At 70.2% G+C, this 14,852-nt stretch carries 9 protein-coding genes; 6 read left to right on the top strand and 3 right to left on the bottom strand.

Features of this window, described 5'->3' with window-relative positions:
- Nucleotides 1-19 precede the first annotated feature (19 nt).
- Nucleotides 20-1,591 (top strand): alkaline phosphatase D family protein, encoded by a 1,572-nt coding sequence (locus tag ACWEGE_RS24195; protein ID WP_449662705.1) that lies wholly within the window; start codon nt 20-22, stop codon nt 1,589-1,591.
- Between the two features lie 256 nt (nt 1,592-1,847).
- On the top strand, nt 1,848-3,329 hold the full coding sequence (locus ACWEGE_RS24190) for a glycoside hydrolase family 28 protein (protein WP_449662704.1): 1,482 nt from the start codon (nt 1,848-1,850) through the stop codon (nt 3,327-3,329).
- Between the two features lie 287 nt (nt 3,330-3,616).
- Here ACWEGE_RS24190 and ACWEGE_RS24185 read toward each other — a convergent pair whose 3' ends face one another.
- Nucleotides 3,617-4,804, bottom strand: a complete 1,188-nt coding sequence (locus tag ACWEGE_RS24185) for a glycoside hydrolase family 88/105 protein (RefSeq protein WP_449662703.1) — start codon at nt 4,802-4,804, stop codon at nt 3,617-3,619.
- A gap of 350 nt (nt 4,805-5,154) precedes the next feature.
- Between ACWEGE_RS24185 and ACWEGE_RS24180 the strand changes: the two genes are divergently transcribed.
- On the top strand, nt 5,155-6,927 hold the full coding sequence (locus ACWEGE_RS24180) for a discoidin domain-containing protein (protein ID WP_449662702.1): 1,773 nt from the start codon (nt 5,155-5,157) through the stop codon (nt 6,925-6,927).
- A gap of 59 nt (nt 6,928-6,986) precedes the next feature.
- Here ACWEGE_RS24180 and ACWEGE_RS24175 read toward each other — a convergent pair whose 3' ends face one another.
- Nucleotides 6,987-8,222 (bottom strand): MGH1-like glycoside hydrolase domain-containing protein, encoded by a 1,236-nt coding sequence (locus ACWEGE_RS24175; RefSeq protein WP_449662701.1) that lies wholly within the window; start codon nt 8,220-8,222, stop codon nt 6,987-6,989.
- Nucleotides 8,223-8,280: 58 nt separating this feature from the next.
- Here ACWEGE_RS24175 and ACWEGE_RS24170 point away from each other — a divergent pair, with 58 nt between their 5' ends.
- A complete protein-coding gene (locus ACWEGE_RS24170; RefSeq protein WP_449662700.1) occupies nt 8,281-9,417 on the top strand; it encodes an ROK family protein in 1,137 nt (378 codons plus the stop codon).
- Nucleotides 9,418-9,762: 345 nt separating this feature from the next.
- On the top strand, nt 9,763-11,694 hold the full coding sequence (locus ACWEGE_RS24165; protein WP_449662699.1) for a S53 family peptidase: 1,932 nt from the start codon (nt 9,763-9,765) through the stop codon (nt 11,692-11,694).
- A 44-nt stretch (nt 11,695-11,738) separates the two neighbouring features.
- On the opposite strand, the gene ACWEGE_RS24160 is transcribed toward ACWEGE_RS24165, so the two are convergent.
- Nucleotides 11,739-13,301, bottom strand: coding sequence for a sensor histidine kinase (locus ACWEGE_RS24160; RefSeq protein WP_449662729.1), 1,563 nt, complete (start codon nt 13,299-13,301; stop codon nt 11,739-11,741).
- A 157-nt stretch (nt 13,302-13,458) separates the two neighbouring features.
- Between ACWEGE_RS24160 and ACWEGE_RS24155 the strand changes: the two genes are divergently transcribed.
- Complete coding sequence (locus tag ACWEGE_RS24155; RefSeq protein WP_449662698.1) at nt 13,459-14,826, top strand: purine-cytosine permease family protein; 1,368 nt, start codon at nt 13,459-13,461, stop codon at nt 14,824-14,826.
- Nucleotides 14,827-14,852: the final 26 nt, after the last annotated feature.

Genomic DNA, 14,852 nt, shown 5'->3' with positions numbered 1-14,852 from the left:
CACGAGAAAGGGCTTTCCCATGGGTCAGGTCAACCGGCGCAAGGTGCTGCTCGGCGGGCTCGCCGCGGTCACCGCCACCGCGGCTTCGGCGGCGCTGCCGTCGTGGGCGAACGCCCGCACCACGGCGGCCGCGCCCCCCATCCGCGATCCCTTCCAGCTCGGCATCGCCTCCGGCGATCCGCTTCCCGACAGCGTGGTGCTGTGGACGAGACTCGCCCCCTCGCCGCTCAACCCGGACGGCTTCGGCGGCATGCCGGACGCCACCTACGCGGTCGACTGGGAGATCGCGAACGACGAGGCCTTCAGCTCGGTCGTGCAGCGCGGGTCGGTCAACGCCGTCAGCGCGTCCGGGCACAGCGTCCACATCGAACCGGCCGGGCTGCAGCCCGCCCGCGAGTACTTCTACCGGTTCAAGAGCAACGGCTACATTTCGCCGGTCGGCCGGACGCGCACCGCGCCCGCCGCCGGCGCCGCGGTCAACCAGCTGAAGTACTGCTTCAGCTCCTGCCAGCACTGGGAGGAGGGCTACTACCACGCGTACAAGGGCATCGTGGCCGACGACCCGGACCTGGTGCTGTTCCTCGGCGACTACATCTACGAGAAGGAGTCGGGCCGCACCGCGCAGGAGCGCAACCCGCGCAGCCACGCCTTCACCGACGACGTCAAGACGCTGGCGCAGTACCGCGCCCGCCACGCCCAGCACAAGACCGACGCCGACCTGCAGGCCGCGCACGCGATCGCGCCCTGGATCGTCGTGTTCGACGACCACGAGGTGATGAACAACTGGAACGGCACCACCTCGCCCGCCCCGGCCGCGCGCAAGGCCGCCGGCTTCCAGGCCTTCTACGAGAACACCCCGATCCGCTCGACGGCCAAGCCCAACGGCTCGTCGATCCAGCTGTACCGGCAGTTCCTCTGGGGCAACCTGGCCCGCTTCCACATGCTCGACACGCGCCAGTACCGCAGCGCCCAGGTGCCCGACCCCGCCGGCGACGCCGGTCCCGACTGCGGCGAAATGCGCAACACGTCCCGCAGCATCCTCGGTGCCACGGAGGAGGCGTGGCTGCTCAAGCAGTTCGAGTCGCACCCGGCGACCTGGGACTTCCTCGGCCAGCAGGTCTTCTTCGCCACCCGGGACGCCGACGGCAACAAGAACACCTGTGAGAACAACGACGCCTGGCAGGGCTACGAGGCTTCCCGCAACCGGATCCAGCAGGGCTGGGTCGACCGCAAGGTCGCCAACCCGGTGGTGCTGACCGGCGACGTCCACCGGCACTGGGCCGCCGACCTGCGGACGGACTACTTCAACCCCAGCTCCCCGGTCATCGGCTCCGAGCTGGTCACGACGTCGGTCACGAGCAACAGCGACAACGCGGGCGACCCCAGCGCGGCCTGGTACGGGCTCAACTCGCACGTCAAGTACTGCAAGGGCGAGCGCGGGTACGTCCGCGTCACGACCACGCCGTCGCAGATGCGGGCCGACTTCATGACGACGTCGGACACCAGCGTCTACGACCCGGCTTCGGTGGTGATCAAGAACGACCGCAGCTACGTGGTGCAGGCGGGCAAGCCGGGCCTCCAGCAGGTCTGAAGCTACGCTGCGTGACGCCGATCATGGCGGATTCACGTTGTGGACCATGAAAAACGCACGGGGCACCCGGGCTCGGCGAAGGTAGACTCCGAGAATCCTGAATGGACACCGGGACCCCCGAACACGGGGACCCGCGCCCGACTGGGGGTGGCGCGGGTCCCCACGCCCGATCTTGACATTCCGTTGGCCGCACTCGTAATCTGGGTGTTCCGCCGTCGTGCCGAATTCTGCTATTCCATGACAAGGCGGTTCCACGGTGAAAAAACTCTTGCTGATCACCTTCGCGGTGGCCGGGCTGGCGGTGGCCGGCGCCGGCGTCTCCACCGCCGCGCCTGGCGGCGTGTACGACGTGAAGGACTACGGCGCCAAGGGAAACGGGTCGGCCAACGACTCCGCCGCCATCGACAAGGCGATCACCGCGGCCAACGCGGCGGGCGGCGGCACCGTCCGGTTCACCTCCGGCACCTACAAGTCGGCGAACACCGTCCACCTCAAGAGCAACGTCACGATCCAGCTCGACGCCGGGGCGACGATCAGCGGGTCGAGCGCGGACACCTACGACAAGCCCGAGTCGAACCAGTGGGACGACTACCAGGACTACGGCCACAGCCACTTCCACAACGCGATGTTCTACGGCGACAAGCTGACGAACATCGGCTTCACCGGCGCCGGCACGATCGACGGCGGCGGCAACCTCATCACCGGCAACCCGAAGTCCGGCGAGGCCGACAAGATCCTGTCCCTCACCCGGTGTGACGGCCTGACGCTGTCCGGCGTCAAGCTGCGCCGCGGCGGGCACTTCGCGGCGCTGATCAACGGCTGCACCAACGTCGTTTCCGACCACCTGACCATCGACACGGCGAGCGACCGCGACGGCTGGAACATCATCAGCACCACGAACGTCACCATCACGAACGCGAACATCGCCGCGAACGACGACGCGCTGGTGTTCAAGAGCGACTACGCGCTCGGCGCGAAACTGCCGAACGGGAACGTCACGGTGACCGGCGCGAAACTTTCGGCGCAGTGCTGCAACGCGCTGATGTTCGGGTCGGAGACGTGCGGTGACTTCACCGGCTACCAGTTCTCCGACATCACGATCACCGGTGCGCACAAGTCCGGTATCGGCATCGTCTCCATGGACGGCGCGAAGATCTCCGACGTGCACTACCGCAACATCACGATGTCCGGTACGTACTCGCCGATCATGATGAAGATCGGCACGCGCAAGCGCTGCGGCAACAACCCCGGTGTCGGCTCGATCAGCGGCATCACGCTGGACAACGTCACCGGAACGCACACCGGCAGCAACTTCAGCCCGACGATCTGGGGTGCCGACAGCGGCCACCGGGTTTCCGACGTCACGTTCACCGGCGTGAAGCTTTCGGTGCCGGGAGGCAACGGCACGATGGGCACGGGCGTCCCGAGCAACACGGCGACCGACTACAACCCGAAGAGCATCGGCACCCGCCCGTCGTACGGCTGGTACCTGCACTACGCGAACGGCATCCGGTTCGTGAACAGCTCGGTCGAGTTCGCCAAGGACGACGGCCGCCCGGCGAGCATCGTGAACAACAGCTCGGACATCACGTTCGACCACTTCACCGCGGAGAAGGGGTCGAAGAGCCCGTTCGACGTCGGCTTCCAGTCGGTGGCCGGCTACTGCGTCAAGGACTCGGCGACCACCTCCGGTGGCTCCCTGCGGATCGACACCTCGAGCTCGACGTCCAGCTGCTGACCCACCTCCCGAGGCCCCTTCCCGCTACCGCGGGAAGGGGCCTCCCCGTGCCAGAAGAGGCATCACGTGTGATTGGAAGGGCAACACCCGTGATTGGAGGGGCATCACGTGTGATTGGAGGGGCGACACGGCCGCACTCGCGGTTCCGCCGTGTCGCCCCCTCAATCACGTGTGATGCCTCCCCAATCACACGTGATGCCCGCCCGATCACACGTGATGCCCCTTTCCGCACACGAGGAAGGGGCCCCGGCCTGGTGGCCGGGGCCCCTTCTGCGGCGTCACAAGGGTCAGTGCGAGTACTGCTCGTTCATGATCAGGAAGGCGCCGAGGCCGTGGAAGTCGTTGGTCTTGCGGGCCCGGGCGTAGTAGTAGGACAGGTCGCCGACGTTGGTGCCTTCGCAGATGTCGGTGATGTTCGTCAGCCCGTCCGAGCCGAGCGAAACCTTCTTCAGCACGCCGGCGTACCCACGATCGGCCACCGCCTGGTAGGACGACGGCAGGTAGCCGCGCTGGACGCCGCGGGCCATCGTGAACGTGTACATCGACGACGCCGACGTCTCCAGCCAGTTCTTCGAGTCGCCGCCGCGGTCGACCACCTGGTACCACCGGCCCGTCGACGCGTCCTGGTAGCGCTGGTAGCCGGCCGCCAGGAACTTCACGACGTCGATCAGCGCGGCCCGCCGCGGGTGGTCGGCCGGGAGCACCTCGAGGATGTCGATGGTGGCCATGCCGAACCAGCCGATCGCGCGCGCCCAGTGGTACTTCGAGTGGTGCCCGGTCCCGGACGCCCACGACTCGGAGCCGTCCTCGTCGTAGGCGTGGTACAGCAGGCCCTTCGCCGGTTCGCGCAGGTGGCTGAAGTACACGACGATGTTCTTCGCCGCCTCTTCGAAGCAGTAGTCGCCGTCGCCGAAGGCCGCGCCGTAGAGCGCGAGGAACGGCTGGGCCATGTAGACGCCGTCGCCCCACAGCTGGCCGACCTTGCTGGTGGCGTGGAACATGCCGCCGTCGGACGTGCGGGGGTAGGACGGGAAGCGCTTGCGCAGCTGGTCGGCCGCCGTCTTGTACTTCTTGCGGCCCGTCTCCGCGTAGAGCAGCGGCAGCATCTGGCACGAGCGCATCGAGTCGAGGTTGGTGAAGCTGTTGGAGATACCGCTGTCGGTGATGAACCGGTCGTACCAGGCCACGATGTAGTCGAGGTACTTCTTCTCGCCGGTGCGCTTGTAGAACAGGTACTGCCCGTAAAGGTACAGGCCGAGCGTGTAGCCCCAGCCGCCGATCTTGTCGGGCGTGTAGCGCTTCATCGTCGAGTCGATAACCGCGCGGGACCAGTCGGGCGGGGGTGCCGTGCCGCCGATCGGGGGCAGCTGGTCCGCCGCCCGCGCGAGGGGGCTCGCCGCGGCGAGCGCGCCCAGGGCGCCGAGGGTCCCGGCCAGGACCGCGCGCCGGGTCGGGCGAAGGGGATGTTCGGACATCGTCGTCCCTTTCGTGCACTGGCCCCGCGACGCGGTGAAAAGGTGGCCGGGATGCCGATCCGCCGTCCGTCGGCATCCCGACCAGCTCTGGGGGGCGCGGCGTGCTGCCCGTGTCGCCGGAGCGATGGTCTGGTGAGCGAAAGCGCTCTCGGGGAAACATCTACTCGCCTCCCGGAGCCGACGTCAAGAGAGATCAGATCTCTCGCGTCATATATCAGATATTTAACCCGAACGGCGGCAGTGGGGATGTACCGGCCAGCGAAACTCCGCGGAAAGGTCGGATGTAAGCCTTGACCGGCCCTCGTCGTCAGGAGTACACACCGGGTGGACCAGACCACTGGAGGTCGTCAATGGCAGACAGGTTCCTCCGCCGGTTGCTCGTCGCGTGCGCGGCGGCCCTGGCGGTGTCCGGGCTCATCGCCGCGCCGGCTTCGGCCGATCTGCAGAAACCCTCCCAGCAGTGGCTGCGCGACAGCCAGGCCGGGCTGTTCCTGCACTGGGGCATGCGCACCTCACCCGGCTACACCAGTTGCAGCGCCTGGGAAAAGGCGATCACCGACGGCGGCTGGAGTCCCGGCTACTGGGTCACCGAAGCCGAGAAGCTGCACGCGTCCTACCTCGTGCTCGCGTCCTTCCACAGCCGCCTCGGCTACTCACGCGCCTGGCCGTCCAAGATCCCCGGCAGCTGCAGCACCAAACGGGACTTCCTCGGCGAGCTGATCGCCGCGGCGAAGGCCCGCAGGCTCAAGGTCATCCTCTACATGACCAACGACGCCCAGTGGCACGACGAGGGCGGCCACGAGTGGCTCGACTCCGCCGGCTACTCGAAGTACAAGGGCAAGGACGTCGACCTCGACAGCCAGTCCGGCTTCGGCCAGTTCAGCTACGACAACTTCTTCGAGGTCATGAAGAACTACCCCGACCTCGGCGGCTTCTGGATCGACAACGACAACGCCTACTGGGAATCGCACGACCTCTACCAGCAGATCTACCAGCAGCGCCCGGACTACCTGCTGAGCAACAACAACGAAGACACGCCGATCATGGACACGATCAGCAACGAGCAGAAGACCGGCATGACGCCGTCGTACGACTACCCGCAGGCGACCTACACGGCGATGCCCCGGCTCACCGAGGCGTGCTTCAAGCTCCCCGACACCGGCTCGTGGTGGTACGGCGGGTCCAACTCGGCCGTCAACAAGATGCTCAACATCGGCCGGTACGTCACCAACTCGGGTTCGTCGATCAAGTCCCTGATGGCCGAGACGGCGATGGTGAACGGGAAGTTCCCGTCGAACCAGGAAGCGTTCAACAACTTCGCGAAGACCTACCTCGACGCGATCTGGGAATCCCTCGGCGGGACCGAAGGCGCCGGGTACATGTACGGCGGCATGCAGCCGGGCTTCTGGAACGACGGCGCCCACGGCGTCATCACCATCAAGGGTGACACGCAGTACGTGCACGTGCTGACCAAGCCGTCCGGGAGCACGCTCAAGATCCGCGACAACGGCTACCGCGTCCGCCGCGTCACGAACCTGCGCACTGGCGCGGCGATCTCCTTCGGCCAGGGCGGTGGCAGCCTGACTCTGACCGGTCTGTCCGGCTGGGACACCTACGACACGGTGTTCAAGGTCGAGACGGCGGAGCGCACGGGCACCTACGACCCGAAGACCGTGACGCTCAAGGCGAGCGCGTCGGCGAGCGGCCACAGTGGACAGGCGGCGAGCGACGGCAGTTACCTGACCTACTTCGACAACAACAAGACCTTGCCGGTCAACCTCGACTACGACCTCGGCGCGGCGAAGAAGGTCCAGTACCTCGGCATCAACCAGCGGGAGGACTCGGTCAGCTACGCCCGGTCGGACTCCGAGCAGTCGGCCCGGATCAAGGCGTACAAGGTGTTCGTGTCGAGTGACGGCAAGGACTGGGGCAGCGCGGTGAAGTCCGGGACGCTGCCGAGCCACCGCGGGGTCCAGTTCGTCGACCTCTCGGCGGTGACGTCCCGGTACGTCCGGCTCCAGGTGACGAGCACGTATGCGGCGTCGAGCGACAGCACGCGCTACAAGCGGCTGAGGATCGACGAAACCTGGGTGGGCTCGGACTACGCGACCGCGGCGGGCTGAGCGGGCCTCGAGTGCCGGACCGCCCAGCCGCCCCCGAACGCGGCTGGGCGGCCCGTTCCTCAGTGCCGCTCGGCCAGCAGGTCCACGGTCAGTGCCGCGGTCCAGCTGAAGGAGCGGGTGCCGTGTCCGGCGGCGGTCAGCGGGTCGACGTACTCGGCGAAGCCGGTCGCGGCCGCGGTCTCGACGAGGTCCTCGCGCAGCCGGGCGGCGAGCACGTGCTCACCGTGGCGGAGCAGGCCGTGGCGGACCAGCCAGCCGACGTTGAACCACGACGGCCCGCGCCAGTACCGGCCCGGGTCGAAGCCCGGCGCGGTCAGGTCGTAGCTCGGCACGCCGTGCACCCGGCCGAGCCGGAAGCGCGGGCCGGTCGCGGTCGCCACCAGTGCCGGGGCGACCGCCAGGTCCGGCAGCAGCAGCGGCAGCAGGCCCGCGCACGTGTACTCGGGTGCGGGCGCGCCGGTGCGGACGTCCCTGGCGAAGAACCAGCCGGCGGCGCTGTCCCACAACGTGTCCTGCAACGCCTTCGCGACGCGGGCCGCGGCTTCGCGGTGGGCGGCCGCGGCGGTGGGCAGCCGGAGGATTTCGGCGATCTCGGCCAAGGCCAGTTCGGCGTCGGCCAGCAGGGCGTTGAAGCCGGGGTCCTCGACGACGAAGTCGCCGAAGTCCCGGTAGCCGCTGTCGCGGTAGTCCGTGGCGAGCCGGACGTAGCGGCCGTAGTCCTCGTCGCTCGGGCGGTCGGCGGCGGCGCCGTGTTCCAGGTCGCGGCGGACGAACCCGGTCGAGGGCGTGACGTGCGAGAGCGGCCCGTCCCACGCCGGGCTGTTGTCCATGCCCGACTCCCAGGGGTGCACGATCGCCGCGAGGCCGCGCCCGCCCGCGTCGCGCCCGGTCCGCAGGTACTCGTGCCAGGCCCGCAGCTTCGGGTACAGCGTCGCGAGGAACACCGGGTCGGGGTCGGCTTCGTGCACCGCCAGCACCGCCCGGGCGTGGATCGGCGGCTGGACCAGCCCCGACGTCCGCCCGGCCTGCCAGAAGGCCGGGCCGGGGAAGTAGGCCTCGGGCGGGGTGTCGGGGTTGAAGAGGATGTGCGGGACGCGGCCGTCGCGCCACTGCGCGGAGAACAGCGTCAGCAGCTCGCGCCGGGCCCGCGCCGGCGAGAGGTGACGCAGGCCGAACGCGATGAAGGCGGAGTCCCAGCTCCACTGGTGCGGGTAGAGCCCGCGCGAGGGCACGGTCGAAGAGCCGAGCCAGTTGCCCGCGAGGACCTCACCCGCGCGCCCCCATGTTACGTTCATATGTCCAACATATCTCCTACTTATGTCTTGTCAATGGACAAAAGTCCGAGGGGGGCCGATGGCGAGCGCCGGCGAGCTGTTGCAGCTGGTCAGGACCGGGCAGGCGAGCACGCGGAAGGCGCTGCAGGAGCTCGGCGGGCTGTCGCGCTCGACGCTGACCGCGCGCCTGGACCGGCTCCAGGCGGCGGGGCTGCTCGCCGAGGGCGGCCAGGAGGACTCCACCGGCGGCCGTCCGGCGCGGCAGCTGCGCTTCGACGACCAGCACGCGGTCGTCCTCGCGGCGAGCATCGACACGACGCACGCCGAGGCGGCCGTCACCGACCTCGCCGGGCGGGTCCTGGCCCGCCGGTCGGGCGCGCTGCGGGTCGCCGACGGCCCGGAGCCGGTGCTCGACCGGATCGCGGAGTGGTTCGGCTCGCTGGCGTCCGAGGCGGGCCGGCCGGTGTGCGGGGTGGGCGTTTCGGTGCCGGGCCCGGTGGAGCCCGGCCGCGCCCGGGTCCGGCAGCCGCCGATCATGCCGGGCTGGGACGGCTACCCGATCGACGCCCACCTCGGCGCGCGCTTCGGCGCCCCGGTGCTGGTGGACAACGACGCGAACCTGATGGCGCTGGGCGAGCACCGGGCCCGTCACCGGGACTCGGCCGCGCTGGTGGTGGTGAAGGTGTCCACCGGCATCGGCGCCGGCCTGGTCCTCGGCGGCGAGGTGTACCGCGGGATCGACGGCGGGGCGGGCGACATCGGCCACATCCGGCTCCCGGAGCACCCGGACGCCCCGTGCCTGTGCGGTTCCCGCGGCTGCCTGGCGGCGGTGGCCGGCGGCGGGGCGCTGGCGGCGAGGCTGACCGAGCTGGGCCTGCCGACGGAGTCGGGTTCGGGTGTCCGCGACCGGATCGCCGCGGGCGAGCCGGCCGCGGTCCGGCTCGCCGAAGTGGCGGGCCGCCAGGTGGGGGAGGTGCTGGCGACGCTCGTGTGCGTGGTCAACCCGGGCGTGGTGGTGATCGCCGGTGACCTGGCCGAGCCGCACTTCGTGGCCGGCGTCCGGGAGGTGCTGTACCGGCGGGCGCTGCCGCGGGTGACGGAGAACCTGCGCGTGGAAATCGGCGGCCGCGGCGAAGGAATGGCCGTGGGTGGCGCGGTGGCGATGGTCGTCGACGCGGTGTTCGCCCCCGCGGAGGTGGACCGGCGCCTGGCGTGACGGCCGAACTGCCGTCACCGCCCGTTGCCTTCCGGGGTCCGGGTGGCGGAGCCCCGGATGTCACGGGACTGTCCCGAGTGGACGGAGCACCCTACTTTGGTAGGTGGCGCCCGCCCGGCGCGCGTGGTCCGCGATACCGGCACGAACCGGACTTAGCGCGCATCGAATACCATTCCTCGCTTTTTCCGCGCGACAAATCGGATTTCCGTACCACGGTCACCGGTTCGCGAATTCCCGGCCAGATAACGGTTCCGCACGCACTTCCCCGGGGCGGAACACCGATCTAGTCTCAGCCGGTGTTCCAAGGCCCGTTTCTGGGGGCCGCTTTCGAAGAGGGAGATTTCTGTGCGAAGAAGCTCCACCCTGCTCCTTTCGCTCGCGGTGGTGGGTGGCCTGACCGGCACCCTGCCGGCGACGGCGTCCGCGCAGGGGCGTCAGGACATCCCGCAGTCGCACCCGTTGTGGGCGAACGCGCAGGCGAAGGTCGCCGACACGGCGCCCGCCGCGAAGCTCAGCTTCCGCGTTTACCTGAACCAGCGCGACAACGCCGGTGCCGAGGCGCTGGCCCAGGCCGTGTCCGACCCGGACAGCGCCACCTACCGGCAGTACCTCAGCCCCGACCAGGTCCGCGACCGGTTCGCGGCCAGTGACGCGACGGTGAACGCCGTCAAGGCGTGGCTGACCGGCAACGGCTTCAGCATCGGCGACATCCCGTCGAACCGCGCTTACGTCGAAGCCACCGGCACCGCGGCGCAGACGGAGAACGCGTTCGCCGTCGACCTCGGCAAGTACCGGGTCAAGGGCCAGACGCTGCGCGCCGCCGACAAGAACCTGTCGGTGCCGGCGAGCCTGGCCGGCGACGTGCTCGGCGTCGTCGGTGTCGACCAGGCGACCAACCTGTTCAAGCCGGACCACGCGACCGGCTCCGGCACGCCGTCGGACGTCGCGCCCGGGCCCGGGTTCCGCAACGCGCCGCCGTGCAGCGCCTACTACGGCGAGAAGACCGACACCACCGATCCCGCCTACAACGGCAAGCAGCTGCCGTACGCCCCCTGTGGCTACACCCCGGCGCAGCTGCGGTCGGCCTACGGCATCGATAAGGCGGGCGCCGACGGCAAGGGCACCACGATCGCCATCGTGGACGCGTTCGCCTCGCCGACCATCTACGCCGACGCGAGCACGTACGCCAAGAAGAACGACCCGGCGCACCCGCTGAAGCCGAGCCAGTTCAAGCAGCACGTCTTCCCGGCGAACCCGGTCCTCGAGCCGCCGGACCAGTGCGACGCGGCGGGCTGGTACGGCGAGGAGACCCTCGACGTCGAGGCCGCCCACGGGCTCGCGCCGGGCGCGGACATCCTGTACGTCGGCGGCGAGTCCTGCGAGGACAACGCCCTCGACGTGGCGCTGAACTACGTCGTCGCCGGCCACAAGGCCGACATCGTGTCGAACTCCTACGGCGACACCGGCGAGGACATCCCGGCCGACGAGGTCAAGGTGTTCAACCAGATCTCGCTGCAGGCGGTGCTCGAGGGCATCGGCGTGTACTTCTCCTCGGGCGACAACGGTGACGAGGTCGCGCGCCTCGGCACGCCGTCGCCGGACTTCTCCGCCTCGGCGCCGTGGATCACCGCGGTCGGCGGCACGTCCATCGCCATCGGCAAGGACGGCAAGAAGATCTTCGAGACCGGCTGGGAGACCAGCAAGTCGGTGCTGACCAACGGTGTCTACGGCCCGGCCAACTACACCAGCGGTTCCGGCGGCGGCACCAGCCGCCTGTTCGAGCAGCCCTTCTACCAGAAGGGCGTCGTGCCGGACGCGCTGTCCACGAAGAACCAGACCGGCCACAAGAAGGGCCGGGTCGTCCCGGACATCTCCGCGGTCGGCGACCCGAACACCGGCTTCCTGGTCGGCCAGACGCAGACCTTCCCGGAGGGTGCGCACTACGACCAGTACCGGATCGGCGGCACGAGCCTCGCGTCGCCGGTGTTCGCCGGCATCATGGCGGTGGCCGACAGCTTCGACCACTTCCACCACGGCTTCATCAACCCGGTGATCTACAAGCTGACGTCCCGCACGCCGGCGATCACCGACGTGAAGCACGTGGACGCCGCGGTGGCCCGCGTCGACTACGCCAACTCGGTCGACGCCACGGACGGCCTGCTCCGCTCGGTCCGCACGCTGGACTACCAGGGCCTGACCATCCACACCACCCCGGGCTACGACGACGTGACCGGGCTCGGTACGCCGAACGGCCTGCTGTTCCTGCTGCTCGTCTAGGCAAGAAGCACGTGAAGGCCCCCTCGGACGTTCCGAGGGGGCCTTCACGGCTTTCCGGCGTTTCCGGCGTTTCCGGCGGTTTCGGCGGTTTCGGCATCGAGGGGGATGACTGCGGTGACCGTGGTGCCCCCGGGGCCGCTGGTGACGTCGAGCTCCCCGCCCAACGCCTGCACGCGGTCGCGCAGCCCGGCCAGCCCCGTCCCGCCTTCGGCGTCCGCGCCGCCGACGCCCGCGTCCGTCACCTCGACCCGCAGCGCCGCCCCCGCCACCTCGATCCGCACGTCGGCGCGGTCGGTCCGGGCGTGCTTCAGCGCGTTGGTCAGCGCTTCCGACGTCACGAAGTACGCCGTCGCCTCCACCGCCGCGTCGAGGCGGGGAACCGTGCCGACCGCCAGCGCCACCTCCATCGGGATCCGGTCGGCCAGCGACCGGACCGCCGCCACCAGGCCCGCCTCGGTGAGGATCGCCGGGCGGATGCCGCGGGCCAGCTCCCGCAGCTCGGTGATCGCCGTCTGCAGCTCGTCGACCGCGCCGGTGAGCAGGGCGCGGAGCTCCGGCGGCAGGTCGGTGCCGGAGCGGCGGGCGGCCATCCGCAGCAGCAGAACGACGCTGACCAGCCGCTGCTGGGCGCCGTCGTGCAGGTCGCGCTCGAGCCGTCGGCGCTCCTCGTCGCCGGCCGCGACCAGCCGCGCCCGCGACGCGCGCACCTCGGCCAGCCGCTGCTCCAGCTCGGCGGTGAGCCGCTGGTTGTCCAGCACCAGCCCGGCGGCCGCGTTGAGCGCGTCGATCGACCGGCTGTCCTTCCACACCTCGTCGTCCTGCACGAGCGCGGCCAGCCCGGTGCCGTCGCGCTCCAGCAGCAGCCGGATCATCTCGGCGTTGCCGACCCTGGCCCGCATCACCCCGGCCAGGAACGCCAGCGGCCACAGGCAGAACAGGATCCGGTAGGCCATCAGCAGCGGCTCGGACAGCGGGTGCCCGTCGCCGAGCGCGGTGCCCGCCCCCGACGTCACGGCCCCGGCCAGCGCGATGACCACCACCGGCGACAGCAGCCGCCGCTGCGGCAACCGTCCGGTCAGCCACCGGTAGAGCAGCACGACGACCACGCCCGCGCTGATCGCCGTCGCGGCGAGCCCGAGAGCGCGGCCGACCACGGGACCGGCCTGCGAGTCGGCCGCCACGGCCAGCAGGTCGCGCGGGTCGTCGTCGGTCAGCAGGCCGACCACGCCGATGCCGAGCACCACGACGTACGCCGCGGCCACCAGCAGCCGCTCCCACCGCGAGCGGAGCCTGCCGTGCGGGAAGGCGAGCACCAGGTGCGCGATCACCGGGCTGGACGCGGCGCGCAGCGGCACGGCGATCGTGTACAGCACCCGGTTGTGCGTGAACTGCAGGTCCTCGAGGAACAGGGCGACGCCGGCCAGGGCGATGAGGACCCCGATCGGATTGGCCGGGCGCCGCACGTGCGCGACCGCGCCCGCGAGCAGGAAGAGGAACCCGGTGGTGGTGCTGAGCGCGGTGTCGAGGGCGGAGTGGGTGCCTTCGCCGGCTTTGAGCGTCAGCGCGACCACGCCGAGCCCGCACCCGGCGGCCAGCAGGGCGGTCATCGCCGACGTCCGCGAGTGCTGCACTTCGCGACCCTCCCGGTGGGTCCTGGCGGTTGGGTGAAGCAGTCCGGCAACGGCTAACCGTGATTCGTCCGTTCGGGCCGTCGCGTTACACCACGCGGCTGCGCTTTAGGGTGATCGGGACAGGAGGCAGGACATGAGCGGACGCGGTCTGGGCGCCGAGGTCTTCGGCGGGCGGATGCCGGCCGGCGGGCGCGACCTGGCGATCGAAACCCACGGCATCGCGCCGGTGCCCCCGGGCAACCGGTTCGGCCGCCCGTGGCGGCTGTTCAGCGTGTGGTTCGCGCCGAACCTGACGATGACGGCGGTGTTCACCGGCACCCTCGCGGCGACGCTCGGCCTCGGCTTCTGGACGGGCCTGGCCGCGATGCTCGCCGGCACCGTGCTCGGCTCGCTGCCGGTGGCGTACCTGTCGACGTGGGGCCCGCGCACCGGCACCGGCCAGTTGCCGCTGGCCCGGCTGCCGTTCGGCGGCGGCGTCGTGCTGCCCGGCCTGGTGCAGTGGCTCGGCTCGATCGCCTGGGACGCGCTGGTCGGCCTGTTCGGCGGCGAGGCGCTGGCCGAGCTGACCGGGCTGCCGTTCTGGGCGGCGGTGCTGATCGTGCTGGTGCTGCAGTGCGCGCTCGGCGTGTTCGGCTACGCGCTGATCCACCGCGTGCAGGCGGTGATGAGCGTGCTGCTGGTGCTGGCGTTCGCCGCGCTCGCGGTGAAGGTCCTTTCCGGACACCCGATCGCCGTCGCCGACACCGCGTCGGGCGCCGACCTGGCCGGCGGCGTCGTCCTGTTCACGACGATCACGCTGTCGCTGGCGATCTCCTGGGCGCCCTACGCGTCGGACTTCAGCCGGTACCTGCCGGTTGCTTCCTCCGCGCGGGCGATCTTCTGGGCGACGCTGCTCGGCCTCGTCGTCTCCTACGCGATCGGCGAGGGCCTCGGCCTCGCGCTGGGGTCGTCACTGGGCGACCAGACGGCGGCGGGCGTCGCCCGCCTGCTCGGCGGCGGGTTCCTGGGGGCGCTGGCGCTGGCCGTGATCGCGCTGGCGGCGGTGTCGTCGAACGCGATGAACGACTACAGCGGCTCGCTCGCGCTGCAGACGGTCGGCATCCGGCTGCGGCGCCCGGTGTCGGCGGTGGTCGTCACGGTGCTGGCGTTCGCGCTGATCCTCTGGATGCACAGCGGCGACTTCTCGGCGAAGTTCGAGAACGTGCTGCTGTTCGTCTCCTACTGGATCCCGCCGTTCCTCGGCGTGGTGGTCCCGGACTGGCTCGCCCGCACCCGCGGCGGCCGGGAGGTGGACGTCCTGGCGTCGGTCTCCGTGCGCCCGTGGGCGGCGGTGGTGGCCTTCGTCGTGGGGTTCGGCGCGGCGGTGCCGTTCATGAACACGTCCCTCTACACCGGACCGGTCGCGGCGGCGCTGCACGGTGCGGATCTCGCCTACTACGTCGGGCTGGTCGTTTCGCTGGCAGCGTACTTCCTGCTCCGCGGCCGCGTTGACCTCAAGTAATGTAGAGGTTTAACGATGGTGTGGTA

Source organism: Amycolatopsis sp. NPDC004747 (assembly GCF_053601335.1).
The sequence above is the reverse complement of the archived record's forward strand: the minus strand, read 5'-3'. Positions and strand labels throughout refer to the sequence as shown.